The following is a 26,861-nucleotide window of genomic DNA, read 5'->3' on the forward strand; positions in this document are numbered from 1 at the left end:
GTCAGCACGTTCCGCGCCCCATACGCCGGGGAGTTCCTCACGGCTGCAATTCCAGGATCTTCGCCGCTTCCGTGGCCTTCGCCCCGATAGTGAGAGGCTCGGCACTCCCTTTCCCACCCCGGAGGGCAGGATCCTCACGACGCCGCAGGCTTCGCTTTATGCTACGGACCGCGCTCTCGCTCCCCCTCTCACAGGGCCTTTGACGCTGGGCTTCGACCCCGCCCGTTTCCAGACGAAGCCGCCAGCCTGCTACCGGGCCTCCTGGCAGCTACCCGGACCGGACTTTCACCGGCAAGCGACGGTGAGCTTACGAACAGCAGGATCCACCGCTACCTCACGGCTTCACCTCCCGTCCCGCCAGGGCTCCGGCAAGTTTGGGGTTTGGCTGGTTCTGGTCTGATGCGCCCGATGTGATCGGGACGGCTGGCTGGTCGGGTTCGTTCCCGGTGGCTGCGCGTCAAGGAAATCCATGAAGGTCGAGCGCTTCGGTGGGCCGGGTGTGGTCACGACGGCCGTCGGGGATGAAACGCGACCCGGCCCGGCGGAGCCGGTTGATGATGGCGCAGCGGATAGTCGCGAGGTTCGCGGGCAGGTTACGGGCCCGTAGGGTCGAGGCGTCCTCGCGGAAAGTGACATCGCGGACGTGGTGGCTGCGGTTCTCGATGGTCCACTGCCCGCGGACGAGAGCTGCCAGCATCCGGGGATCGGCCATCGCCGCGGAATGACTGGTGATCGCATAGCGGGTCTCCCTGCTGGCGGCATGGCCGGTGACCCGCCGCCAGCGGCTGATCCGGACCGCCTGCACAGCGTGCGGGAAATCGAGAAAGGTCACGGTCGCGGCCGTGACCGTGCGGGTCTCGTCCCGACCATGACCATGGTCACGTTCGGTGAACACGGTGGGGATCTCGGTCCAGGGAAGCACGGCCAGCCGCCGGTACAACGTCGGCTGGTTGCGTTTCACCACGGCGACGTAGTGCCCACCCTTGACGGTGACCAGCCAGTCGAGGTTCGCCCGCACGGTCAACAGAGCGTCGAACGTCACGGTCACCCCGGTCAGGTCCAACCCCCGTAGCAGGGTCCGGAACACCCGGGTCTCGTTGCTTTTCTGATCGACCTCGACCTGACTGACCGTGTATCCCTCGCCGTGTGTCACCGCGAAGAGGAAGTGGACCTGGCTGCCGTCCGGCCGGCGGGCGCCCCGGCTGGTCTTTCCATCGACGGCCAACGCCCCGGGGACCGACCCGGATCCNCCCNCCCGCCCGCCGTCACGGACAGCGACCGCCCCTGGGTCCTCGCCGGTCGTGGTGTCGGCCCCGCCCGACAGGTCCTCGCCCAGGAGCGCGGCGGCGAGAGCACGACGGCCAGCCGTGGTCATCACCCGCCGCAGCGTCGATTCGTCCGGGATCCTGTGCCGGCCGGTGAACGGGTCGAACGGTAGCCGGAGCCGGGTGCGTTCCTCCGCCGTCGCCCGTCGCACCCACTGCCCGACCGCGCGGGCGGAGTCGTGGCCCGCCGCGGTCAGCCCACACAGCCATACCGCCAGCAGCGACGGCAGCGGGTAGGAACAGCCCCGTGGCGACCGCGGATCGGGCACTGAGGCCAGCCGCTCCCAGATCCCCGGCTGCGACACACCACCCGCTGCCGCGACCACGGCCGCGGCACGAGACAACAACCCTGCAGGCACACCGCACCCCAGACCACGAAGACTTCGACATCTGCGTGATCTACAGGCGGAGTGCCTGNTTTTCTGTCAGCGACACGTGNCCCCGCCGTGTCTCACCAGTCATCGGGTCCCACACCCCCGACAAGAGACGAAACACCCACACCCGACCCCACCCACACAACCATCACCACACCCGGCAACCCCACCATCACCACTCAGAGCGCGAACTTGCCGGAGCCCTGGGTGTTCGCCGCCGCACCCGCGGACAAGCTGCATATAAGTCCCGTGAGGGAAATAGAAGTTCGACGCGATTTCGGCGCCGACGTCCTCTTCTTCAGACCGTTGTTCGCATAGATGCCACTTGGCAGCTACGGCCCTTTTAACCGCTCGACAAAATTAGGGGACCCTTTTATTGGCCCTGCATACGGTGCAACTAGGGGTTATTTGCAATACGTCAAGGCAAGGCGCGGACTCGTCCATAATTGCCTTTCTAGCAGTCCAAGATCCAGCGATGTTGAAGGCGACGCCATGATCGATTAACAAGTTGATCACTCAGCGAATCCGGCCGGTATTCATAGGATGACACGCTACTCTAGATCCTGTCACGCTATTCCGGGTCTATATTTGAGATACTACTTATTGTGATATTTTGGATCTACCGAGCAGGCGTTTCACAACGAGAGATCACGGAACGTAGTCGTCATCCGGTGTCCATCCGGCACCTTGATCTCCTGGCCTCAGAGGGTGTTCTGAGGGGCTTCGCCCGGTTTCAGCTTGAGTTGATCTTTGGGGTGGGTGGAGTCGGGTGCGGCAGGACGAACAGGCCGGGGTCGGGTTCGGTGAGCACACCGCGGTCGACCAGCCGTTTCAGCTTCGCCCGCAGGCCCTCGACGTGGCGGGGNTCGGTGCCGGTGCCCAGCGCCCGGTAGGCGTCCTTGGCGTGGAGTCCTTCGCCGCCGGGGTGAACAGGGCGAGGATCTCCTGGTAGCCGTCTGGGAGAGGGCTGGCTGGGTCGGGGTGTCCTCGGTGGCCAGGTCCACCGCCGTCTGATGGGTGATCTCCCACCGTTCCAGGGCCTGTTCACCGAGCCGGTTGATCTCTTCTCGGAGTTCGGTGACGATCCGCCGGATCCGCACACGCCGGTTCTCGATCTTCTCCAGCAGGTCGGCGCTCACGGTTTCACCCTTAGAGCTGGTTTCAGAACGATCCTTGGATCTTGCGAAGGCAGATGATCGAGCAGGCCAGCGTGAGGAACGCCTGATGGATGTCGTCGCGGCGTTCCCAGCGGGTCCGGAGTCGGCGGAACTGGTGCAGCCAGCCGATGGTTCGCTCGACAGGCCAGCGCTGGGTGCCAAGACCCGAGCCGTGCGGCGTCCCGCGTCGGGCGATGACCGGCGTGATCTGCCTGCGGGTGAGCTGACGGCGGTAGGCGTCGTGGTCGTAGGCACGGTCCGCGAGCAGGTAGCGGGGGCGGTGGCGAGGCCGACCGCGGCGGCCACGGATCAGCGGGATGGCGTCGACCAGCGGGATGAGCTGAGTGACGTCGTTGCGGTTACCGCCGGTCACCGATGCGGCCAGCGGAACCCCGGTCGCATCGGTGATCACATGGTGTTTGCTGCCGGGATGCGCCCGGTTGACCGGGCTCGGCCCGGTCTGGGCCCCCCCTTTTAGCGCGTGCAGGTGAGAGGAATCGACCAGCGCCCGATGCAGGTCCAGCCCGTCGGCGGCGTTGCACTCGGCGAGCAGCGTCTCGTGCAGACGCTGCCAGACCCCGGCGGTCTGCCAGTCCCGTAGCCGCCGCCAGCAGGTCACCCCCGACACCCCGAACAGGGTGGTCGGCAGCCGCCGCCACGGCACGTCGTTGCGCAGCACCCACAGGATGCCTTCCAGTGCCGCCCGGTCATCCGCTGGCAACCGACCCGGGTACCGGAACCGCCGCGTGCGTTCCGGGAGCAGCGGCGCAAGCCGCGCCCACAGCTCCTCCGTCACCACCTCATCGCGCATGGCACCAGAGATCTACCGGCTTGTTCGAGATCATCCTGGTATGACACGCCGTGGTTGACCGATCTTTGTGAAACCGGCTCTTACCCCGGCCCGTGGCCCGTTCAGACCGGCGGGTCCCNCCNGCNCAGGGNGGNGNTGCGGGNCAGCCNGCGTGCCATCACGTCGACCATCGACCAGCGGATCATCGTGACCGCACTGGAGGGTTTCGTCTCGTAGTCCCGGGCCAGACGCCGGTGCAGCATGAAGATCCCGAAGGTCTGCTCGACCACCCACCGTTTCGGCAGCGGGGTGAACCCCCGTGCTCCGTCCGGCCGTCCCACGATCTCCACCTCGATCCCCAGGCCGGCGCCGTGCTCGACCACGGTGGTCTTGAACCCGGCGTCCACCCACGCCTTACGCCCGACGGGGCGGTCGCGGCGACCCGGTCCAGCAACGCGGTACCGATCAGGTTGTCGTGCACACTCGCGGCGACGACGGCCACCGCGATCAGCAGACCCAGGGTGTCGGTGGCGATCCCGCGTTTACGGCCCGGGCTTCGTTTCCCCGGGTCCAGGCCGGTGGTCTCCCGAGGGGCGTTGGTCGAGGCCCGCACGGTCTGGGAGTCCAGCACCACCGCGGTCGGGTCCGCGCGGCGACGGTGGTGTTCCCGGACCTGCCAGCACAGCAGGTCATGGACCGTCTCGGTGGNTCCGTCGTCACGCCACCGGCCGAAGTAGTAGCACACCGCGGAGGTGGAGGGCAGGTCGTGGGGGAGGTAACGCCACTGGCAGCCGGTCCTGGCCTGGTACAGGATCGCGTTCACGATCTCCCGCAGCGCGTAGCGGCCCTGATGCCCGCTCGCCGAGGGGTGCCGGGCTTTCCACGCGGTCAGGACCGGCCGGATCAGTTCCCACGCCTCATCGGACAGATCGCTGGGGTACGGCTTGCGTTCCGCCATGTCTTCCAGCAGAACGCACCAGCCCCCGAACGCAACACGATCAACCCCGCACGTCAAAGATCATCTCAACCCGAAACCCGGCGAACCCGCACAGAACACCCTCTTAACAACTGGGTGACCGGCTGGGATGATGTCCCATGTGGCAGTAAACGAGAATGGCCGTGGGGTTCCACGGCCGTTGCCATATCTACTGCCATATAACGATCTTCAACGGAGCCAAAGGAGATCATCTTGATGATGAAACCGCAGGTCAACGGTGGTGGACAGAACCGGGCACAACCCGAACCATCACCCCACGATCCCCGCCCCCACGATCTCCATCCCCGATCACGTGAACAGGCCACCTACCAGCGGAAACGCGCGGCGACGCCGCCATACGTCCAAGAACGATGTGTCGACCACGGCTGCTGGATGACCCGTCCCAGTGGGCATGACCCGCCAGCGTGCGACCCGGTGACACGGGCGTCCTGCGCCGACAGGCCGCGGGGACAGGACCTGTTCCACCGAGCAAGCGCCGAAGACGGTCTCCGCTGACACGCCACGTGGACGTTTCCGCCGTCGGCACCGGCACAGCCTGCGGACTGGTCGCGCAGCTACGCAGCGACATCCACACCCAGATCGAAGGCAATGCCCGACCGAGCAGCAGGAACCCCAACAAACTTGAGCGAAGGAATAACAGCGATCCTTGCGGCCGGCGCCTGCTCTCCGTGGGCATCAGGGGTCGCTGACGGTGCTGAGCCCATAAGCAGGAAACGTCATGGAGGGAAGCTATCGTATACGGTTTCGGGGATCAGCGGGAGCGGTGTCCGGAAGAAACGGATACCGGCACGCACGACCCATTGCGACGTCTCGGGAGTCAGCGCCCAGGGTTTACTGGTGAGCAGGCGACGCAGCGCGTCGTGGTCTGCACCCTGCGAGGGCGCCGTTCCGATGATCTCCTCCCATCGAGTGGTATCACGCCAGTGAGCGTCCTCGGGAGTGTCCAAGGCGTGTAGGAACCGGTCGACTATTTTTGGCCAGTTGGGTGCTCCCCACCAATGGGTACACGACAGGCCACCGTGGGCCGCAGCCCGCCAGAAGGCATAGCCCACCCCGCCATCCTCGACGGACGCGAGGAAGCCGCTCATCACTTGCTCGGCATGGTCGCTGTATTCGTCAAGGTCGGCCCCGGCGAGTTTCGCGAGGGTCGATCCCGCGACAAGCCGACGGGAGGGGTTGACCAGCCATCGCCAGATCCGCACCGCCAGCCAGTTAACGTCCTCCACGTCAAGAATCTCCCACGTCGAGAGCGGCCGATTCGGGTCAAGCCCCAACTCGCGGCGCCAGCGGCGGATGATCTCCCGGACTCTCCAGCTGGCGTGGGCGTTGATCCGCAACATGTCACCGTCACCCAGCCGGCCCTCGCTGTGCCAGTCTTCAACCGGGCTGTTACGCCAGGCGTTGTTGACGAAGCCAAGGGCCGCGAGATCAAAAACCGGTCCGGGCTCATCGGGCTCGATCTGCACCTGATAATGCAACATCGCCCGCACCATGGCGTTCTCGCGCTGTCGGGACATTGAGTGCTTGGTCGCGTCAACCGGAAGCTTCTCCTCCATGAGGATCACGGTAGTGCCCGCACCGGCTCTGTTGCATCGGCGGAGTCCGGCATCTGTCGGCGGCCACGGGATCCTGCCCGGAGACGGCCGTAAGGCGGCCCGCTGGCGGTCATGAGAACTGCCCGCTGGCGGCCGGTTGATCTGCCTGAACTGACTGTCGTGCCTGGCCTGTCGTGACAGGTCGGGCGTCCCCTTCCCGGTGTGCTGAGCGGTGCCAACCGAACTCAGCGCACTGCCCCGGAAGGGGACTGACTTGAGAGGGCGTTTGACTTGCCCTGATTGCGGCTTATGTCTTAAAGTTTATCGATCTCACTACCAAACACCGATCCGCGGCATTGGCATGGGCGGGACCAAAATTGGAGTTTTTCGGATTTCTGCGCCCAAGTTCCAGCGGACTGCCAGGCGGATGAGTTCGTACGCGTCAAGGAGATACTGGGTTCGGCAGCTACACGAAACCGACTCGGTTATCGGAATCCCGTGCGGGCGATTGAATATTTCCCGGACTATGACCCGGTCGCCCGGTAGATCCAGATATATGGAGGCGACTCGCGGGTTAAACGTGAGATTCTTTCTTCCTTCTAGGAATTCTTGAGCATATTCGGCTGCGCCCGCGTAGTCTTCGGAGGTTGGGTGCTCGTCGACAACACAGTCCAGATAGATGGCTTCTGCCTCTACTCGGCTCTGTTCCGGACTGAAGCGGAATCCCTTGGTCCAGAGCCACATTCCGTCTGGTAGGTGGAAGACGCTTGCGAGGACCCGGCCATCTTTGGGGCAGCGGGTCGACGAAATTGAATGCAAATTTTTTAGATTCGCGGGAATGAGTGCAAGCACCTGGTCTGCTCGCTCGTCGAAGCGATCGCTGAAGATTATCGCTTCCTGATCGATCTCGCCGGAGCCGCTCACTGCTTCGAGGTTCGGTTCGATGTCCGGGCAAATAGTGGCCGCAGCGAGCGCAGAATCTCGGCTCGTTCCCTCGGTGAGGTATCGCGAAGCGCGAAATAGGAGACGGTGATGACCGTCAAACTCGGTGGCAACATTAGCGCCAATGCAAAAAGAGCGGAATACGCCACGGCCAACCTCTAGTCAGAGTCGGTCCGCGGAGCTCATCCCGCGGGGGTGGCGTCGAACGCACGAGCTCAGCCCAGCACCCTTAAGCTATCACATCGGGAGGCGGAGCAGCCGTGATCGTCGAGGTGGGTGGCCTCGACTCTGGCGTCACCTTCGCTCGCCGCAGGTGGTGGCGACGTTCGCCGGCGGCCAGGATCTCTACGCTGACGCCGACCTGGATGTCGAGGGCCTATTGGCTGGTGTCAAAGCGAGCGAGGGTGACAGCCCCCGCAGGGGCGCACCCGGTCGATGAGCCGGTCGCGCACCCCCCTCGACCAGTTGCTCTGCTCGACTACCCCCAACGAATACGCCCTACGTGAGGCCTGTGGGGCTATCTGGTCCGTTGGGGCACGCTCACTACCTGGCCGCTGGATGACCTGTGCGCCGAACTCGGCGGCTACCCGACCAACCTCCCGCGCGGCGTTCCGAGACGTCGTACAGGAGGAGCTACCGGCCTACTGGACCCGAATGGGCAGGCCGAGCCACCGTCGGCGAGCCCGGCCGGTTGGGCTTCGCCCAGCTGCCTTCAGATTGGAGGCTGCCACCCATCGTCAGTCGTTGCTTGACTATTACTGAGGATCGGTCGGGAGTCGGCCCCGCCCCTCGGTGAGGGCCTCGGTGGTCAGTTCTACCCGTCCGCCGTTCGGGTCCAAGCCGAACATCCTGGTCGGGCGGTTGAGGGCGGCCGATCTGGACGGGTAGTGGAAGTAGAGGATCTCGCCGCAATGTGGGCGAGCCTCGGCCATGATCGCGTCTTGGCAGGTGGCGAGGACCGTGATGCCGTGCTGCTTGGCGACCGTGGCGATGGCGTCGAGGACCTCGCGGCGGTGCTCGGCGCCGAGTGAGTCGCCCAACTCGTCGAGGATCAGGACCCGGCCGCGGGGGTAGGGGGCGGCCAACAGGGCGGCAAGTACGAGGTGGATGGAGAACAGCTTTTCTTGGGCTGTGTTGGTTACGTTGTTGTAGGGCAGTTCCGGTCCGCCCGGATTTCGACGCCATCGTGGTGTGACCTGGCATGTCCAGTTCTGGTCTGGCCCTGATGGGGGAAGGACCTCGCGGCCGAGGAGGGCGCCTAGCCCTCCTGCCTTCCGGTTGAGTGAGNCGAGCGCGTCGCTGATGGCGTCGATGGCGCTGAGTGCCCGCTGGGCGATTGCTTCCTGGGTCTGGTGCAGCTGGTGCTGGAGCTCTCGTGTCTTGGACGAGACGGTTTGGATGATGTTCGCCCGGTCGGCTCGGGCCTGGCTCACTTGCTCCGGGGCTGTGCTGTCGCGGTCGGCGCTGTCGTCAAGCCAGGCTTGCAGGTCCGCCAGGGTGCTCTCGAACAGGCGACCATGGGGGTCCGCGTCTCCTGCTTGGCGAGCCTTGAGGAAGCGGCTTGCCCCGTAGCGCAGGTCTTCCGGGGCCGCGCCTACTCCTTCTGCCTGGTACTCGAGGGCTGAGAGAGCTGTTCCCAGTTGGGTGCGGGCGGCCTCTGCGAGCGTTGCTTGCTTGCGCCGCTCGCTGTCANCCCCGCCGCTCGGTGTAGGCGGCGGGATAGCCTCCTCCCGGACCCGGTCGGGGAGATCTGCTTCGGCGGGCTCTGCAGGAGGCCAACGAAGTTCGGCTCTCGCGGCGTCGAGGCCTCGGCCCCATGCCGCCAGAATAGCGTCGTCGGGATAGGATGCTGTTTTGAGCCGCTCGACCTCAAGGTCCTTCGCGCGAAGGCGCGCCTGCGTCGTCTGTATTAGCCCGCTGAGGCGGGTTATGTCCTGGTCGCGGTTGGCGATGGCGAGCTGCGCCTTCTGGTGGGCTATCCACGCCGCCTCATACGGCTTCTGAAGCGTAGCGATCTTCCCGCGGTGCTCGGCCAGTTGCTCAGTCAGTGTGGCGGCTTGGGACGCCAAGAAAGTGACGCGCTCAGCGGCGTCCGCTCTGGTGGCAGTCACAGCAGCATGCTCAGCCTTGACCTCCAGCGTTCGCACCTGCTGGTCGAGAGCAATCACACGCTTCTGGGCCTGTGTCAGGAGGCCGCGCAGGTGCGCCCGGAGGTCCTCGCCGCCGATGACTGGCACGTCGAAGCCGCCGACGATATGGACGCCCGTCGCTAGATCGGAGGCATGTGGAATGGGGTGATCGTCTGCCTGTTGGGTGGCCAGCGCGTGCAGGAGCGGCAGCGCTTCCGGCGGCGCGTCTAGCACGCCCTCGGGTAGGCCGACGGTAGTGTTGCTGTCTCGGCTCGGTGACTGGCCGCGGCTGATGATGATGGCGCCTGGGATGTCGCGGAGTGCTTGGAGGACGCTCGGTATGGGGGGCCTGTCGGGTATGCAGACGGCGTCGCGCCACGGGGCGAGTCGGGCTTCCCACTGGTGCCGTGTTTCCGGGGCTAGGCGGGTCGCGTCGGCGAGCGACACCGCGGGCACGTTCGGCCCGAGCGCGCGGATGACCAGGCCTGCGGGCCCGAATTGGCCCTGCTCCGCGTTGCGCAGGTCATCGCTGGCCTGCTGGACCTCGAGGCGGGCGTTCTCGATGTCTTGTCCGGCCACACTGAGCTGCCCGGCGAGGTCATCCCGGGCGGCGGCGCACTGCGTGGCGGTGCCGTCTCGGTCAAGGTCGTGGTCGGCTGCCTTGATCCTGCTGTCGCGTAGTTCGCCTTCCGTGCGATTCAGGTCGCGTTCGAGCGCTCCATCCTGCCGCATCGCCTCGTCGTAGTCTGCCTTGCGCTGCACGTGCACTTGCTCGGCGTTGCTTGCTGCCTTCCGCAGCGCCTCGGTATCCCGCAAGGCCTCTAGTTCGGCGCGGTAGCGTTCGAGTTNGGTATTTATCGCCTTCCGACCTGGCATGGCGTCTGCCAACAGAGCAGCGGCGGACTCGGCCTTGGCGCATGTGTCCAGGGCTGCCCGCGCGAGGTGGGACGTCCACTGGGAGGCGGCACCGGCCGCCTGGCTGCGGAGCCCTGTGCGCATTCGGACATGCCGGAGAATTTCGTCTTCCTGGGTGGTCTGCTTCTCGTCTCGCTTGATGAGCTGGTCGAGTTCGGCCTGTCTGGTGGCGAGGTCGCGGCGGTCTTGCTGGTCGCGTTCGAACAGGGTCGCCCGGCCGGTAAGGGTGATCAGCGCGTCGCCGATCTGCTCCGGCGTGAACGTGCCGGCGTCGAGCTTGAGCAAGGATGGGCGGGAACGGACGCGGCCGCGGCTGGCTACGTAGGCCAGCACGCGAGGGCTGCGCCCGTACAGGACGTGTGCGTAATCGGCGCTGCCGATCGGATCACCTCCCAGGGCGCGGTAGATCTCCGGTGCCTGCTCGTGCCGTTCGGCGTTGCTGGTGCCTCGTGCCAGATGCAGGCCCGGCGCGTGGCGCACTTGCAGGTGGGGCTTGGTGGCCGAGATCCGCATCCACACGGTGTGCGTAGTTGCGGCCACGTTCTCAGGGGCGGCGAATACGCCGACGATGAAACCTTCTGTGGCGGCGTTGACGCCCACAACGGCGCCGGCCGTGACGGGCTCNAACAACAGCNCCTCTACNCNCGCGNCCCCAGNCCCGCCGNCCCGCCACTCAGGGTCCCCGAGGAGCAGGGAGACCGCCGAAAGGAAGCTGGTCTTACCGGACTCGTTGGAGTCGGTTGGCCCCATCCCGGTCACTGCAATGAAGATCCCGGGGATCAGCGCCACAGGATGCGCGGTGAGCCTCGCGATGTCCATGGTCTGCACGGCGATGAGCTGGCGGTCGCCAATGATTCCGAGCCGCTCGGCGGATCCGTCATGCGCGGTGGTCATCGCTCTGCTCCTGCACCCTGCGAGACTCCGGGGCAACTGCGGCCGTGCCGTCCGCGCGACGGCTACGGATACGCTCGGCGAGGTAGCCGCNGGGCCGCGTGAGCACGATCAAGTCCTCCCACAGGGCTTGTACGCTTGCCGGGCTTAGGCGGCTCATCGCGGGACCCAGGATGTAACCGCCGGAGGGCGCGGTGCTGACATAGCCTGCGGCACGGAGTTCTTGGAGCGCATTGCTGATCCGGCTCCGGTTCAGCTGCCTATTGGCGGCTAGTTCGTCCAGGGTGACTGGGTGGCTGGATGACGTCCAAGCCCCGTCGAGGCGGCCCTGTGCGCGCGGTATCGCCACGGCACGCAGCAATACCAGGGCGAGTACAGCCCGCTGCTCGCTCCGGAGAGTGCCGACCTGTTCTCGGACCAGAGCCGCTGCGACAGGATCGGAGTACCCGGTGGTCCAAGAACCCTTGGGCGTGAGGATCAGCGAGCGACCGCAGGCGATGAGGGCGTTCTCGACGGCGCGCCGGATCACGGGATCAGCCAGCATGCCCAGGTCGGACCGGGCGACCGGCCCGTGCGCGTTCTCAAGCGCCGTGACAGCCGCTCGGATGGCCGTCTCATTGACGCCGACGGGTCCGGCGGGCGGGCCTAGGATCCACCGGACCCCAGCTGCCGCGGCCACATCGGCTGGAGCACCTGCGTCCTTGTCGTGGTGGTCCTGCTGGCGGAGTGCGGTGTGCGGCAGGCGGTCATGCATCCGGCGCAGCGCCGACCAGGTATCGCTGGGGATCGCGGCTGCCGCTGGTCCCAGCGTGCCGACCGGGCCGGTGAACCTGATCAGGCCAGCCTGCGGCAGCATCCTGAGTGCGGCCACGACGGCCGGGCTGTGGGCGCCCATCGTGAGGCACGCGCGCAGGATGTCGTCACGGCGGAATGGGCGGCCCGGGTATGGTACGTCCTCCGCGCGCGGCCACGCTGCGGCCAGGCAGGTNGCCCAGGTCAGAAGCTGTACCGGGCCGAGGCGCCGTGGCGGTGCGGACGGATGCTGGTCTGGATCTGGGGCAGCACCCCCCGCCCACCCCAGGGCCAGGACTCTGCGGGTTCCACTAGGGTCGATGACCTCAACCAGCTGCCGGTCAATAAGACCTGCGGCTGAGGCCGCATCTGCCATCACGCCGGCGGCCACATTGGCCGATGTGCTGCCGGCTGCCCGGATGCGGGCGAGGAGTATGGCACCTTCCGTCGCCTGAGCTGCGCCGACCATAGAACTCTGCGCTGGGTCCGCCGAAACTACCGGATATTCGACGCGTTGCTCCCTGCCCTGCGGGTTACCCGGCATCGGGTACTCCAGGCTTCATGGCGCTACCGGATGCAAGGCCGTTCCCTGGGCCGGGAATGTCGGTCCTGATCAATCTGGCCGGATGCAGATAGGTCACAGGCCTCTCCGAGCTGATCATGAGGGTCTCGGACAGGTCGAGCACGAACGGCTCGTCGGGGTCCGCGTCCAACAGGAGCGCATCGACAATGATCCTCGCAGCGACATCCCAGCCTTGCTGCATGTACGGGGTGAGGTCGNCCTCAGAGGCNCCCGCCAGCAAGGCCTCCAGCCCGAGCCGCCGATACCTGCGCGCAGTCTCGCGTGCCTCCTCGGCTGCTGCGAGCGGGTCGGGATCCTCGGTTGAGGCTGGCTCGGGCGGCCTTACCCGGGACCGTGANCGGGGCTGNTAGGTTTCAACGACTTCGATCAGGGCCTCGGGATCCAGGTACACGCCCGGGACGTCCGCGACGAGTCCCGTGCCGACCTCGGCGAGCCGTTCCATATCCGCGGTTACCGCGGCGGTCTCATACTCCGCCGGGGTCAGAACATCGAAGTTGAGGCCAACTGCTCCCTGCGCGAGGATCTTACCGATGGCGGCGCGGACCTGGGAGCGGTAGAACTGCTCGGCCTCGATCAGAGCTNCACCGGCCTCCTCCAGTTCGTAGTGCCTCCTGAAATGGGCAGTCACCATCGCGTTCAGTTCCACGACTTGCCGAGTGAAGTTGCTGTGATCATGCTGGCGGCAGGCTTCGATCAATTCTGCGGCTGTTCCAGCCACGACACAGCGGTGCAGGTCGAGGGCGAGGACCACGAGGGGGTGCCGGAGAGAATTAAGGTAGGCTAGAACCTGGTAAGGGTCTGGATGCTGGGCCGAGAGCGCGGTGCGGGCTCTGTCCAGCAGCAGGATCAGCTCGTCGACTCCACCTCGCTCCGTGACGCGCGTCGCGGCCAGCGCACCGGCAAGGCCAGCTGGGCGCACGATGTACCGACCCTGGTGCAGTTTGGGTAGATAGGGTTCGAGGAACCCCATCTTGTGGAGGTGCTCAAGGCGCGCACCGATCGCAGCCTGGGGGATCCGGGTGCCGAGCCGTTGGAGTCCTTCGGTGAGCTGAACGAAGGTGAGGCCGTTACGGCTCTGGTGATCCGCGTAGACCGCGAGGACGTTGGTGGCCAGCCGTACGAGTTCAGGATCATCGGTCACGGCGCTGGCGTTCGCTACCAGCGGGGCGACGAACGCGCGCCACGTGATTAACTGCTCGCTTGCCGAGAGATTTTCATGATGGCTATCCAGCAGACTCGGTTGCCGTGGAGCGCTGTGCGGGTCCGCCCCTGGCTCCGCGGCTAGCTCCTCAGCCTCCGGTGAAGCCAGGTCGTCATGCACGTTATGCCCCCCGTCTCGAGAATCGGCCATGTCCGGCCACCCGCTCTGCGGCGGTAACGGCGCTAAGAGCCGGCCCCCGTCGCGGCTGCCCGCCTGTCATGCCATGGAACGAAGAACCGTGGCCAGGCTAGGGATGACCTGGTCTTGGATCGCTTCCTGCTCGCAGGAGCCGCCATAATGAGCGATCTCGGACGCCAGCGGGCGCAGCGGTTGCGGCCCATGGGTAGCGAGCCGGGCGGCTAGGGCCTTGTCTCGGGCGACCTGCCCAGGATTCTGGTTCCGGTGCGGCGTGGAACGCCATAGTGCGAGGTCCATCCCCACTGGACTGACGGTGCGCTTCAGCTTCCGGGAGACGTCATCGATGATGGCAATCCCATCAGCGTCCAGATCGCACCAGGCGACGACGGCGAGTGGCTCCAGGTGGGATAGCAGTGCCAAGATGCCTCGGCTTGTGTAGCCCTTTGCCCAGATACACAGCCACTGCTCAGTGATCTCCGGAATTTTGCAGACCTGCTCAAATGTGTCGGAGTTTTCCACGAGAAGGATCCCCCGCGCGGTGCACCTGGTTACTCCCGCAGCGTGGATGCCCTTCGCTGGCACGCCGATCCACGGCTCAGCGACCGCCGCATCGGCTGCTACTCGGCCGAGCTGCCAGACGAGCGGCCCCCGGATCCGTATCTCGCTGTCTGCCTCCGAGACGGCTTGGTCGAAGCTCATCGCGATGAGGTTCGAGAATGCCAACTCTCGCTCTGGTGTCCAGTCCTTTGAGTTACGGAAGGCCTTGGCGGCCAGCCCTTTCGCGGTGAACGGAGTCGCGCCGGAATTTCGGTGCGGCCACCATGTTGCGGCAGCCCGGATGACATTCTCATAGACGCTCCACGCTGCAGTGCGGACCGCGCTGCCAGCGGGGACGCGCAGTGGCGAGCCGGGGGAACAGGCCGCCAGGAGAGCATGCTCACCTCCGAGCTCGTTAACCTGGTGCATCAGACCCAACAACTCGTTGCGGAGGTCATCAGGGTCGGGCCGGCCCCGAAGGTCGTTTAGCAGGTCGGCGTGCTGTAGAGACCATGCATGGGACCTTCGCCAGGAATCTGGCCCTGCCAGATGCAGGGTGTCGTCTACGACGCAGCGCAGGATCACACCCCCGCACCGGACGAGGGTGATGGCCACCTCCCACGCCCGGTGGTCGCCCAGGAACTTCTCGACCGTCAGCCAGTCGCGGCGGCCAGTCTCGAGGGCAAAGATCAGGTCACGATTCGGCAGCCCGGCAGGAGGCTCATAGGGGCCAGTTGGGCCGTCTGCTACGAGGTCAACTTCATCGACCTTGAGTAGGCGGTGGCGGTCTCTCGGTAGGCGCGCCTCACCGTCCCTGCGCCTTGGCACCGAGACTGCCATCACGCCGTTCGGGAGGCCGCCAACCGACACGCGGACGCGGCCCTCGCCTTCGCCGAGCAGCAGCTGCACAGTCCCTCTATCCAAGGAATGCCCGTCACGTTCACAAAGCGGTTGATCCTATCAGCCGCTCGTCACGCTGGAAAGTCGTTTGGTCGCTACAAGTTTCGATCGAATTCGTGTTTGAACGGTTACCGAAAGTGGTGGTCGGTGTGGGTGCTCATCGGGCCGCGCGCGATATTGATCAATCGTGGGATCCCCAGAATTTTGAACGTTTGGAGCCTTGATGCGGCCGGCACCACATCGCGCCGCCGTGCCGGGTGAGGGGGGCAGTGTCGCTGCGGACGGTCGGGCCGGTGCCTGTTCCGTATCCGAAGTAGAGGGCCGCCGCCGGCTCGCGGCGACAGCGGGCGTCGCATGCGATCAAGGAGAGGAAGAGGTTGGGCTATGAACAGCGAAATCGTGGTCCTGGTCGAGGACATCACCGCCCGTGTGCAGCGCGCGGTCCGCACGGGCGACTACCCCGCCATCGTGGGGCTGCACGGCGATCGGACCTTGATCCTCAGCGACTACGATTACCTGGCCAGCTGGGCGACCAGCCTCGCGTTCGAGGTCCGCGTGGCGGCCCGGGCGCAGGCCATCCACGTTCACCGGTGGGTCTTCGCTGTTCCGCACGTCTGGTACGACGACGGCGACACCATCCAGGCCCGGCCCCTGTTCACCGCCCCTCTCCAGCCTGGCGAGACCGAGACGATCAGCTGGATGAGCTACGACACCGGCGACGGCATCGACTACGGACGGGTCGGGTTCGCTCGCCGTCCCAACGGGGAGCCCGTCTTCGACGAACCCGAGTACTTCGCTGTCCCCATGCACCCGCTGCCTCGCCACCCCGGCGCCGCCCTGCACCGCCTCCTCACCTCCGGCATACCCGACCTCGCCTCGGCGCTTCCGCAGCGACCCTGAACGTCATCCGGCCAAGATCTGTTGGCTCGCGTGGCAGACGGACCGGTTGGCGAACTTTCTGGCCCACATCCGTGGCCGACGCGCCGAATCGGAGAGGGCATCGATCATCGTTTCCGCAGCTCAGGTGCCCACGCGTAGCCGAGGTCAAATCTTCCCCGCCCGGGGAATGAATCGCGCCTCGGCATGGGCCATCGTTACAGCGCACCCCACCAGAGCGCAGGCGATCTTCCGCCTCTGGCGCCGCGGAGGCTGGGGGCGAGACGGCCCGGAAGGATCTTCGTTGACTCAGATGACTGGCACGTCCAGCGCACCGGACCGGGCGACTGAGGTCCGTAACGCGCTGGTGGACAAGCTCTGCGTGACCGGCCTGATCACCTCGCTGGAGGTGGAGCGGGCGTTTCGCGTCGTGCCGCGGCATCTGTTCGTTCCTGAGGGCACCTCGCTGGAGGTTGCCTACAACGCCGACGACTCGGTGGCGGTCAAGCGGGCTGCGGACGACGTGATCATCTCGTCGATCAGTGCTCCGTTCATCCAGGCTCGGATGATCGAACAGGCCGGGCTCGGCCCCGGGATGAGCGTGATCGAGATCGGGTCCAGCGGCTACAACGCCGCGCTCCTCGCTGAGATCGTCGGCCCCTCGGGCCGGGTGGTCAGCGTGGACATCGATCCGGAGGTGACCGACCGGGCACGCGCGCTTCTGGAGGCGACCGGGTACGCGGACCGAGTCACGGTGATCCTCGCGGACGCTGAGGACGGCGTGGCTGAGCTCGGAGACCGGGTCGACGCGATCCTGGTGACGGCCGGCGCCTGGGACCTCTCGCCGGCGTGGCTCGCGCAGCTGGCCGAGGACGGCCGGATCGTCGTACCGCTACGAATGAACGGGATCACCCGGTCGATCGGGTTCCGGCGCGACGGCGATCACCTGGTGAGCACCTCGGCCGAGGTGTGCGGGTTCGTCCCCATGCAGGGGGCCGGTGCCCACGACGAGCGGGTCTTCCTTCTGCCGGACGGGCACAGCCGTCACGTCAGGCTGCGTTTCGATGCCAACCCGCCCCAGGACCTGGATCTTCTGGACGGTGTCCTGGCGACACCGCGGACCGAGGTGTGGTCCGGGATCACGATCCGTAACGGCGTGTCGTTCGCCGACCTGCACCTGTGGTTCGCGTGCTTCCTGCCGGGCTTCTGCCGGCTGGCGGCGGATGAGGGAACCGATCTGGCCGCTGAACGTAAGAGCTGGTTCCCGTTCGGGACCGTGCAGGGCGACTCGTTCGCCTATCTGGCGGTGCGCCCGGCGCTGGACGGCGCCGGTGTCGAGTTCGGCGGGCGAGCGTACGGCCCGCACGGCGAGGCTGCTGCCACCACGCTCGTCGAGCAGATCCAGGCCTGGGATCGCCAGGCACGGGGCGGACCGGCCCCGACCTTCGCCTACTGGCCGACGGGCGTCGACCGTCCGCCGGCCGGCGAGGGCACGGCCGTGCTGGCGAAGACCCACGGCCTGGTCTCGATCTCCTGGCCGGTCGCTGGCTGAAACGGCCGGTCCAGGACGCACCACCCACCCGAGAAATCCCCCACCAGAACAAGGAGTGATCTCGATGTCGCCGGTGCTGATGGCCGACCGGACGGAGTCCGTGGACTTCGCCCTCGACGACGCGGAGTTGGAGCTCGACATGCGGGTGGTGGAGTCCACCACCCGGATCGCGATCATGATGTGTGACACGAGCGATGGGTGCGGCAACAGCTGCAGCACCAGCGCGTGCAACACCTCCTCCAACGACCCGTCCTGACCCAGTCGTCCGCCGTCGGCACCCGCCCGACCCGGGTGCCGACGGCCGATGCCGCACCGGCGAGGAGAGGGGATCGCCATGCCCATGCCCCCGCGCTACCAGCACNCCGGCTTCATCCAGGTCCGCGCGTCAACGGNCCCAGGCGGCCTCGACCTGCCCGCCGATCTCGATCTGTCCGACTCCGCCGCGGTCGAACAGGAAGGCCGGGCCTGGCTGGCCAAGACCTGGGCTCGCCCGGAGGTACGGGAGGCGCTGCGGCTGGCAAGCACCGATCTCTGGGCCCGCATCGAGCAGATCCTTGACGACGGCGCCGGGCGGCGGTCCGGGACGGAGGTCCGCCGGGCCCTTACCGCCGTGGCGTCCTACCTGCTGCGGTGGCAGCGGCGCGCGACGCCGTTCGGGATGTTCGCCGGCATCAGCACCGCGACCGTCGGGCCGGCAACCGCGGAGACGGGACACGCGCATCGAGCCGTGGCGCGCGCGGACGCCGAGTGGGTCACGGCGCTCGCCGATCAGCTCGAACGACATCCGGAGCTGCGTGTGCGGTTGACGGTGGTCGCAGACAGCGCGCGGATCGTGCGCGACGGTCGGGTCATCGTGCACCGGCGGGCCGAGGNGGGCGCCCCGAGCCCGGGGCCGCTGCGGGAGTCGTCGGTACGGCTGACCCGGCCGGTCCGCTTCGCTTTGGCGGAGGCCGGCAACCCGATCCAGCTGGACGCGCTCGTCGCACGGACGGCAACCAGGTTCCCCACCGCCGCCCCGGACAAGATCCGCGCGCTGGTACACGGCCTGGTCGACGGCGGCCTCCTGATCACGAGCCTGCGACCACCGACGACAGCTGTCGATCCCCTCACCCATCTGGCCGACGCACTACGCGCCGCAGGCCCCGAGGGCCTGGCTGACGTGAGTGACCTGCTGCGGGAACTCGACTGCCTCCGCGCGATGCTGGCCGCCCACAACCGCACCCCCGATCCGCAGCAGGCCGCACAGACGCGCCGGACGGTCGCCGCGCGGATGGCCTCGCTTGCACCGGGAGCAGGTCAGATGCTGGCGGTCGACACGCGGCTCGACGCGAACATCGCCGTCCCCGAGCGGGTCCTCACCGAGGCAGCGCTCGCGGNGAGCGTGCTGCTGCGACTGTCCCGCCAGCCCTTCGGCTCGACAGCCTGGCTGGACTATCACGCCCGGTTCCGGGCCCGCTACGGCCCCGGTGCCCTGGTGCCGGTGCGGGAGCTGGTCGCCGAATCGGGGCTGGGCTATCCCGGCGGGTACCTCGGTGCACCGCGAGCGAGACCTGCCTGGCGGATGCTCACCGACCGCGACACCGCGCTCCTGACGCTGATCCAGCGGGCCGCCGTGGACGGGGCCGAGGAGATCGCGCTGACCGACGAGGACGTCGAGGANCTGGCTGTCGGGGAGCACGGGGACGCCGTGCCGCCGCAGCGGGTCGAGCTCGGCGTCGAGGTGTGGGCGGTCTCGACTCGCGCGATCGACCGCGGGGACTTCCGGCTACGGGTCACCGCCGCCCCGCGGACCGGCACCAGCATGGCCGGACGGTTCGCCTACCTGCTCGACCCAGCCGACCGCGACCGGCTGGCCGCGACGTACGCGGCCAGCGCCGAGGCTGGGGAGCGGGACCAGCCCCTGGCGGCACAGCTGTCCTTCCCACCACGTCGCCCGCACAACGAGAACGTGGCGCGCGTCGAACCGCTGTTGCCTGACGTCATCTCCCTCTCGGAGCATCCGGACTCCGCCCACCCCGAGGTCAGGTTGATCGATCTGGATGACCTGGCGGTCACCGCCGACGCCGCGCAGATGTACCTGGTGCAGCGCTCCACCGGCCGGCGGGTGATCCCTCGGATTCCGCACGCGCTGGACACCAGCGTGCAGAGCCCACCGCTGGCCCGTTTCCTCGCCGAGGTCGCCGACGCCCGCAGCGCCGTGTTCGGCGGGCTCGACCTCGGCGCGGCCCGTGTCCTGCCCTACGTCCCGCGCATCCGCTACGGCCGCACGGTCCTGGCCGTCGCCCGCTGGACGCTCACCTCCGCCGACCTGCCCCGCGGCCAGTCCGGCGACCAACGGCAGGAAGCACTGTGCGCCTGGCGGCAGCGGTGGCGCGTGCCCGCACGGGTCGTGCTCTGCCACAGCGAGCTTCGCCTACCTCTCGACCTGGATCGCCACCTGGACCGGGCGCTGCTGCTGACCCACCTGGAGCGAGCCGGCCGCATCGAGGTGCAGGAAGACGGTCCGCCCGACGCGCAGGGCTGGATCGGACGTCCGGCCGAACTACTGATCCCGCTGACCGCGATCAGCCCACCGGCACGGCCACTGCCCGCGACCGCAGCACCGGGAGCGGTGCTTCGTCCGGGTGACTCGGCCGTTCTACACGCGCAGCTCGTCGGAAACCCGGCCCGGTTCGACGACATCCTCACCGGCCATCTGCCGAGGCTCGCCGACAGCCTGGAAGGGCTGGTCGGTCTCTGGTGGGTCCGACGACACCGCGACATGATTCTTCCCGAGAGTGATCAGCACCTCGCCGTGTTCCTACGCCTGCACAGCCCAGACCACTACGGGCCGGTCGCCGCCGCGGTGGCCGCCTTCGCGGCCGACCTGGAGAGCCGCGGCCTCCCCGGCCAGCTCACCCTGGCCTCCTCCCCGCAGCACCCCGCCCGCTACGGCGATGGTGACGCGCTGGCCGCCGCCGAGTCGGTGTTCGCCGCCGACACTCTCTGCGCCACCGCCCAGATCACGGCGGCCCAGACGGCCGGGATCTCCGCGCAGGCCCTGGCCGCGGCATCGATGGTGGACCTGGCCGCCGCCTTCTCCCCCGACCCGCCGGCCGGGTACCAGGCACTCGTCGGATGCCTTCGGCAGGAGCACGGCGCCCTGGACCGCATCCTGCGGGACCAGGCTCTCGACCTGGCCGATCCCGGCGGGGACCACCAGGCGGTGCGGGCCCTGACCGCCGGGGAGGCGGTCGTCAGAGCCTGGAACGCCCGAGCCATCGTGCTGGCCGCGTACTACCAGGCCCTCGTGCGGCAGCGTGATCCGCGGACAGTGCTGCGGACCCTCCTGCACGAGCACCATGTGCGCGCTGTCGGTGTCGATCCGACCCTGGAGAAGGAGACCGGGCGCCTCGCTCGCGCTTCCGCACTGCGCCACCTCGCGTTGGCCGGTGCCCGGTGACCCCCGGCGCCGCCGCGGTGGAGACGTTCTCCACCGATGACGCGGTCAGACAGTCCCTGGCCCGAGGCCCGGCCGGGACGGCGCTCCTGCACATCGAGCGGGCCCGGACCGGCTCGGGNAGCTGGGACACCGCGCAGGCCCACATCCGGCGGGCCGTCGCCGGGCCGGTCGACGCCGCCGAGCACACCGGCCTGTACTACGGGGCGCCCGCCCTCGCCTTCCTCCTGCACGCCGCCGCCGACGGACATCCCCGCTACCGCAGAGCCCGCGACACGCTGGACACCCACGTGCTGCGCCTGACCCGCCGCCGGCTGACCCTCGCTGCCAGCCGAGCCGAACGCGGCGAGCCCACCACCTTCGCCGAATACGACCTGTTCTACGGCCTGACCGGCATCGGCGCTCTCCTGCTCCGCACCCACCCCGGCAGCGAGATCCTCGCCGACGTCCTGCGGTACACGGTCAGCCTGACCCGGCCGCGCCGCGAGGACGGCGTCAACCTGCCGGGCTGGTGGGTCGCACATGACCCGGACGACACGCTGCCGACCCCGGGCGGGCACGCGAACCTCGGCATGGCGCACGGCGCGGCTGGCCTGCTCGCCTTCCTCGCTCTCGCCACCGCCGGGGGGCACATGGTCGACGGCCAGGACGAGGCGATCGCCACCCTGACCGGCTGGTTCGACCAGTGGCGCCGGGACGACCGCGACAGTCCCTGGTGGCCGCAGTGGATCACCCGCGAGGATCTACGCGCCGGACGCCCCACCCAGACCAGGCCAGGTCGTGTCTCCTGGTGCTACGGCACGGTCGGTATCGCCCGCGCCCAGCAGCTCGCCGCCCTCGCCACCCACGATCAGCGACGGGCACAGGACGCCGAGAACGCCCTCGCCGCCGCCCTGACCGACACCCAGCTCGACCGAATCAGCGATCTCGGCGTGTNCCACGGCCTGGCCGGGATCTACCAAACCACGTACCGAGCCGCCCGCGACGCGCGAGGCTCCGCCATCGGCCGCCGGCTTTCCGCGATCGCCACCCGGCTCGCGCAGCACGCCACCACCTCCTCCGCGACCGGCGAGCAGGACAGCGGACTGCTGACCGGCGCCGCGGGGATTGCCCTGGCGCTGGAATCCACCCGACATGTCGGACCGCCACGCACGGGATGGGATACATGCCTGCTCATAGCCTGAGCGTCACCGCTCCCCGCGACCTCGCTACCGGCGTCCTGGCGGTGCTCGCCGGCGCCGNCCTGCGGGCCNCCGCCNCCGGCAGCGCGCTCGACCCCGCCGATCTGGACGACGCCGTACGGGTCTACCAGGCTGCGGGTCTCGCGGCGCTCGAACAGCGCGCCGACCAGGACTGCTACCAGGTACGGGTCCAGTTCCCCGACTGGTCCACCGCCGAAGCCACCGCCGCCACACAGCTCGGGCCACGCCTGGACCAGCTCCAGGCCGGCGNCGCGGTCGGCGGTTGGTGGTTCCTGCGCAAGCACCCCTGCTGGCGGCTCCGCCTGCACCATGCGGACACCGTGGCCGTCGACCAGGTGCTCGACGAGCTGACCGCCGCCGGCGCCCTCGCCCGCTGGTGGTCGACGGTCTATGAGCCGGAAACCTTCGCCTTCGGCGGCCCCGCCGGGATGAACGCCGTCCATGAGCTGTTCTGCGCTGACAGCAGCGGCGTCCTCGACTNCCTGCGCCACGACGCCCCGGGCCTCGGCCGCCGCGAACTCTCGATCCTGCTGATCAACGGCCTCCTCCAGGCGGCCGGGCTCGACACCTTCGAACGTGGAGACGTCTTCGCCCGGGTTGCCGGGCTACGTCCCGCCTCAGCGGCCGCCGACCACCCAAAGATCGCTCAGCTCGCCGCGAACGTACGGCTGCTCCTGTCCATCCCCGACCTGCCCACCAGCGACCTGTTCGCCCCCGGCGGGCCGGTCGCACACGCCGCCCCCTGGCTCGCCGCCTTCTACACCGCTGGCCGCCAACTCGGCGACGCCGCCGCTCAGACACAGCTCGGCCGGGGACTCCGGGCGATCCTCACCCACGTGTTGATCTTCCACTGGAACCGGTTCGGTCTGTCCGCCACCAGCCAGGCCGTTCTCGCCCGCGCGGCTGCCACAGCTCTCCTGCCCCGGGACTGACCATGAACCCCACAGCACTGGCCGTGACCTGCTTCTTCCCCTTGATCGGCCGTCCCCGCCCGGCCTGCNCGCCGCTGCCCGATCGAGTTGCGGAGATCGCCGAGATCGCCCAGGCGGCGGCCCGGGACGGCGCGGACGGACTGACCGAAGGCGCGCATGCCCTGAACAAGGCCGCGCTGCTCGCCAGCGACTGCGGCTTGGCGCCCCTCGCCCGCGACCTGTGCTGGCAGCACATCAACATCTACCGCGCCGCCCCGCGCCCGCTCACCGTCCACCAGGCCAGATACATGCTCGAACCGGCCCTCAACCTCGCCCGGCTCCAGATCCGCGCCAGCGACGGGGAACAGGCACTCGGACTGCTCACCGCGATGTTCCAGGCCGTCTCATCGAACACCGACCTGATCGTCGACGGCCAGCTCCTCCCGCTGGCTGACCTCATCGGCACCCGCGACGAGCGCCACAAGCTGCGCGAATGGGTGTGGCTACACCTCGTCGGGGACGGCGTCCGCGCCCTGGCACTCGCCGGCCGCTGGAACGATGCGGTCATCCACGCAGACACGCACCGAGGGATCGGACTGCATCTCCTGGAAGGCCGCCAGGCGAAGATCCTCGCTCACTGCCTGACCGGGACGTCAGCCGAGGCCCGCGCGGCCCTGGCGGAAAGCACGCCGACATACCCGTGGGAGCTCCAGGTGGCAGCCTGCCTGGAAGTGATCTGTGCCGAGGGCACGTCCGCGGCACCCAGCGTTACCGCCATGATCGGGCACTTTCTGGGGGCGCGACCGATGCCGGGCTACGCGGTCTTCCGTGCCCACCTCGGCATGACCGTGGCCGCTCTCGCCGCCGCCACCGACCCGGACGCCGCCACCCGCGTCCTCACCCAGACCGTCGAGGAAGTGATCGAAGCCGAGGACGGGTACGCGGCACGGGACGTCCTCCGGCTTCGCCCCACACAAGCGGTCGACCTGCCAGCCAGGCACGACGAGGCGCTCGCCGACCTACTCAACGCCTCCGGCCTACGAGCAGGAACACCGCCGGAACCGGTCCTGGAGTCCGTTCTCGGCTCCGCCCGGACCGCCGAAGCCGCGATCGTCGCGGCGACACACCCTCAGCGACGGTGATCTAGGTCAGTAGCCGCGGGCGCTCGGCCGGCCCTGGGCGCCGTCGACGGCGATGTCGGCTCCGTTCACCCAGCTGGCCCGGTCGGACAGCAGGAAGGTCACCACGTCCGCGACCTCCTCGGCGGTGCCGAGCCGGTGCGCGGGGAAGTCCCGCTGCACGAACGTCTCGAAGTCCTCCGGATGCTGGCGGGCGTAGTTCTCCCAGCCGCCCCCGGGGAAGAGGATCGACCCGGGGCTCACCGCGTTGACCCGCACGTTGAACGGCCCCAGCTCCCGAGCGAAGGCCGAGGCCAGGTAGATCTCCGCGACCTTGGCCGCCCCGTACTGCGCCCGCGGCGACGGCTTCGACGCCGAGATCGACGAGACGATGACGACCGACCCGCCGCCGTTCCTCTTCATATGCGGGACCGCGCTGCGGATCGCCCGGACGGCGTGGCCGGCGTTGAGCTCGAACGTCTGCGCCCAGTCCTCGGGGGTCGAGTCGAGGAGATCTCCTCCCACGGTGCCGCCGACGTTCGCGACCAGTAGATCGACGCCCCCGAAGTACTCGGCCGCTCCCTCGACGAAACGTTCAACGTCGCCAGGCCTGGTCACGTCGGCCGTCAGGCTGAAGACGTCCGACTCGGCCAGGTCAAGACTCGCTGCGGCCTGGGCCAAGGCGTCGGAGTCGCGTCCGCAGATCCCGACCCGGCAGCCCTCGGCCGCCAACCGGGACGTGATCGCCCGTCCGATGCCACGGGAACCACCAGTGACGAGCGCGACCTTACCGTTCAGATGAAGATCCACTAGAGGATGTCCGCCTGTCGCTCATGCGCCGCTGAACTGGCGCCGGGGTCGGAAGGGGTCCGCTGCGCGCCTCGGACCGTGCGGGCCAGACTCGTCTGGCGCTCGTGAAGGTCTCGGACGGACGACAACTCCTGGTAGGGACGCAGCTCCCGCACGACCTCACCGGTGCGGCGAACGATCAGTTCCAACGGTCGTTCGGTCGCGCAGATCTCCAGCGCCTCGACGGTCACGGCGCACGCCCTGTCCGGTTCCTTCTGCCGCACCGCGGCGAGCGCGAGATCCACTCGAGCCAAGGCTCGCGCGACCGGCCAGTTCTCCGCCGCCGCGTCGCACAACGTCACCGCCTGCTGGGCGAAGGTCCGCGCCTTCTCAGGCCTGGCGAGCGCGGTGTAGGCCGTGCCGGCGTAGAACGGCAGGTAGGGGNAGTCGAAGGAGAAGATGCTGTGCGACGCCTTCTCCGTCACCGACTCGAAGGAGTCCTCCGCACGGGCGAACGCGACGCTCACACCGTCGGCGTCTCCGAGGCGCGCATGGGCTCGTCCCAGCTGCGCAAGAAGCCGAGTCCGGACGAACGAGTTCCGCGGAGCGACGTCCAGACCAGCCAGCGCGTAACGCAACGCGTCCGCCGCGTCGCCGGTGTAGAAAGCGATCATCGCCTGGGTTCCTCGGACCCACCCGCCCAGTCGGGCGTCACCGGACTCCATGGCGAGCTGCCACGCCGTCAGGCAGTGGGCATGAGCCACGGCGCTGTCACCGAGATCGAGCGCCAGAGACCCCATCAGCCCCGAAAGCCATCCACCGACAACGCACAGGTGCTGCCGCTGGCCCAGCGTCTGGCGTCCCGCCACCATCGCAGAGACCCGCTGCCGGCACTCCCGCACCTGGACGAACAGCTGCTCGGGCGGCGTATGCAGGTAGGACAGGCCGAACCGCTGCACCTCCAGATCAAGGTGCTCCAGCGTCGTCGAGCCGAGATCGGACTCCTCCCAGCGCTGCCCGAACATCGCCGACTCCGCTGCCGACTGGGCGAGCAGGGCCGCGACGGCAGACGCGCCCACAGCGGCGAGAACCTCGCGACGCTTCGTCGGTGACCCCTCTCCCTCGCCCCCGACAGGCACCGGCGCCTGCGAACGCACGGCAGAAGGCCTGGATATTGGCTCATTGTCCATGAACACCGGCAGAAGCGCAGGCTGCGGCAGCCCATCTGCGGCTCCGGGCCACCGAGGAGTGCCGCGACCACGAGCGACGCCGGCTGACGTGGCCAGCGGCTGGCCGCGCGCCGCGCTGACCTCACGCACACAGCTGTCGAGGAGAAGCAGGTCCGCGGGTGCCAGGTGCTCGCGGTCTTCAAGATCGAGAAGGCGATGGATGTCCGTGCCATACACGTGCGCGAGCAGAGCGAGGATCTGCGGTGTGGGCCGCCGGGCACCCGAGACCGGCCAGGACTCAAGCTCCGACAGCCGCGGCCCCGTCATGCTCGCCCGGCCTACCGGATCGAGCCCGAGGCTCGCCGCCTGAGCATTGATCGCGTCGGCGGCCTCCTCGAGCGTCCACCCGAACGCATGCCGAAACGCGGCCCGCGGCCGGAAGCGAAACCGCCGCCCGAACTCGCCAGCGATCTCATCATGGCTCATGCCGAACTCGCGCATCCGACCACGAAGCTGCCGCTGCTCAGCACGTTGACTGACACGGGCCACTGCCGGCTCACCCAACCCTCTGGACTGGGAAAATCAGGCCGTCGCCCGCC

The 26,861-nt window shown here is 68.1% G+C and carries 14 protein-coding genes and 1 pseudogene; 7 read left to right on the forward strand and 8 right to left on the reverse strand.

The window, feature by feature from the left end; all coding sequences use genetic code 11:
• Positions 1-457: 457 nt before the first annotated feature.
• The 6 genes and pseudogenes from CED_RS18305 to CED_RS21890 form a co-directional block, all read right to left on the reverse strand.
• Positions 458-1,684, reverse strand: a complete 1,227-nt coding sequence (locus CED_RS18305; protein ID WP_084680854.1) for an ISAs1 family transposase — start codon at positions 1,682-1,684, stop codon at positions 458-460.
• Between the two features lie 1,176 nt (positions 1,685-2,860).
• A complete protein-coding gene (locus CED_RS18315) occupies positions 2,861-3,667 on the reverse strand; it encodes an IS5 family transposase (RefSeq protein ID WP_035912658.1) in 807 nt (268 codons plus the stop codon).
• A gap of 101 nt (positions 3,668-3,768) precedes the next feature.
• A pseudogene (locus CED_RS18320) lies at positions 3,769-4,604 on the reverse strand (IS5 family transposase).
• 755 nt (positions 4,605-5,359) lie between these two features.
• Positions 5,360-6,199 carry a hypothetical protein gene (locus CED_RS18325; protein WP_035912662.1) on the reverse strand — a complete coding sequence of 280 codons (840 nt, stop codon included), beginning with the start codon at positions 6,197-6,199 and terminating at the stop codon, positions 5,360-5,362.
• Positions 6,200-6,511: 312 nt separating this feature from the next.
• Positions 6,512-7,102, reverse strand: coding sequence for a hypothetical protein (locus tag CED_RS23930; RefSeq protein ID WP_152569791.1), 591 nt, complete (start codon positions 7,100-7,102; stop codon positions 6,512-6,514).
• Positions 7,103-13,847: 6,745 nt separating this feature from the next.
• Positions 13,848-15,215, reverse strand: a complete 1,368-nt coding sequence (locus CED_RS21890; RefSeq protein ID WP_084680855.1) for a Wadjet anti-phage system protein JetD domain-containing protein — start codon at positions 15,213-15,215, stop codon at positions 13,848-13,850.
• 375 nt (positions 15,216-15,590) lie between these two features.
• Between CED_RS21890 and CED_RS18350 the strand changes: the two genes are divergently transcribed.
• The 7 genes from CED_RS18350 to CED_RS18380 all read left to right on the forward strand — a co-directional run bounded on the left by CED_RS18350 (position 15,591) and on the right by CED_RS18380 (position 24,328).
• Positions 15,591-16,106: a hypothetical protein gene (locus CED_RS18350; protein ID WP_035912672.1), complete on the forward strand. Its 516-nt coding sequence runs from the start codon at positions 15,591-15,593 to the stop codon at positions 16,104-16,106.
• 280 nt (positions 16,107-16,386) lie between these two features.
• Entirely contained in the window at positions 16,387-17,634 is a 1,248-nt protein-coding gene (gene fxlM, locus CED_RS18355) for a methyltransferase, FxLD system (RefSeq protein ID WP_035912675.1), read from the forward strand.
• A 64-nt stretch (positions 17,635-17,698) separates the two neighbouring features.
• Positions 17,699-17,890: an FxLD family lanthipeptide gene (locus CED_RS18360; protein ID WP_051868915.1), complete on the forward strand. Its 192-nt coding sequence runs from the start codon at positions 17,699-17,701 to the stop codon at positions 17,888-17,890.
• Between the two features lie 78 nt (positions 17,891-17,968).
• Complete coding sequence (locus CED_RS18365; protein WP_035912685.1) at positions 17,969-21,076, forward strand: lantibiotic dehydratase; 3,108 nt, start codon at positions 17,969-17,971, stop codon at positions 21,074-21,076.
• Positions 21,073-22,257, forward strand: a complete 1,185-nt coding sequence (locus CED_RS18370; protein ID WP_051868912.1) for a lanthionine synthetase C family protein — start codon at positions 21,073-21,075, stop codon at positions 22,255-22,257. The genes CED_RS18365 and CED_RS18370 overlap by 4 nt, the downstream gene beginning before the upstream one ends.
• On the forward strand, positions 22,239-23,207 hold the full coding sequence (locus CED_RS18375; RefSeq protein ID WP_035912687.1) for a thiopeptide-type bacteriocin biosynthesis protein: 969 nt from the start codon (positions 22,239-22,241) through the stop codon (positions 23,205-23,207). The genes CED_RS18370 and CED_RS18375 overlap by 19 nt, the downstream gene beginning before the upstream one ends.
• 2 nt (positions 23,208-23,209) lie before the next feature.
• On the forward strand, positions 23,210-24,328 hold the full coding sequence (locus CED_RS18380; protein ID WP_035912689.1) for a hypothetical protein: 1,119 nt from the start codon (positions 23,210-23,212) through the stop codon (positions 24,326-24,328).
• 6 nt (positions 24,329-24,334) lie between these two features.
• Here CED_RS18380 and CED_RS18385 read toward each other — a convergent pair whose 3' ends face one another.
• Both CED_RS18385 and CED_RS18390 read right to left on the reverse strand, forming a co-directional pair.
• The gene (locus CED_RS18385; RefSeq protein ID WP_035912690.1) at positions 24,335-25,114 is read right to left on the reverse strand and encodes an SDR family NAD(P)-dependent oxidoreductase; all 780 of its coding nucleotides are present in this window, start codon (positions 25,112-25,114) and stop codon (positions 24,335-24,337) included.
• Positions 25,114-26,748 carry a tetratricopeptide repeat protein gene (locus tag CED_RS18390; protein WP_369807855.1) on the reverse strand — a complete coding sequence of 545 codons (1,635 nt, stop codon included), beginning with the start codon at positions 26,746-26,748 and terminating at the stop codon, positions 25,114-25,116. Before CED_RS18390 ends, CED_RS18385 begins: the two co-directional genes overlap by 1 nt.
• Positions 26,749-26,861: the final 113 nt, after the last annotated feature.

The sequence above is a fragment of the Frankia sp. CeD genome (assembly GCF_000732115.1).
Taxonomy (GTDB): domain Bacteria; phylum Actinomycetota; class Actinomycetes; order Frankiales; family Frankiaceae; genus Frankia; species Frankia casuarinae.

Excerpts from the sequence above, each read along its gene's own strand:
- CED_RS18325 (WP_035912662.1), bottom strand. The coding sequence starts at position 6,199 with ATGGAGGAGAAGCTTCCGGTTGACGCGACCAAGCACTCAATGTCCCGA.
- CED_RS18350 (WP_035912672.1), top strand. The coding sequence starts at position 15,591 with ATGAACAGCGAAATCGTGGTCCTGGTCGAGGACATCACCGCCCGTGTG.
- CED_RS18315 (WP_035912658.1), bottom strand. The coding sequence starts at position 3,667 with ATGCGCGATGAGGTGGTGACGGAGGAGCTGTGGGCGCGGCTTGCGCCG.
- CED_RS18360 (WP_051868915.1), top strand. The coding sequence starts at position 17,699 with ATGTCGCCGGTGCTGATGGCCGACCGGACGGAGTCCGTGGACTTCGCC.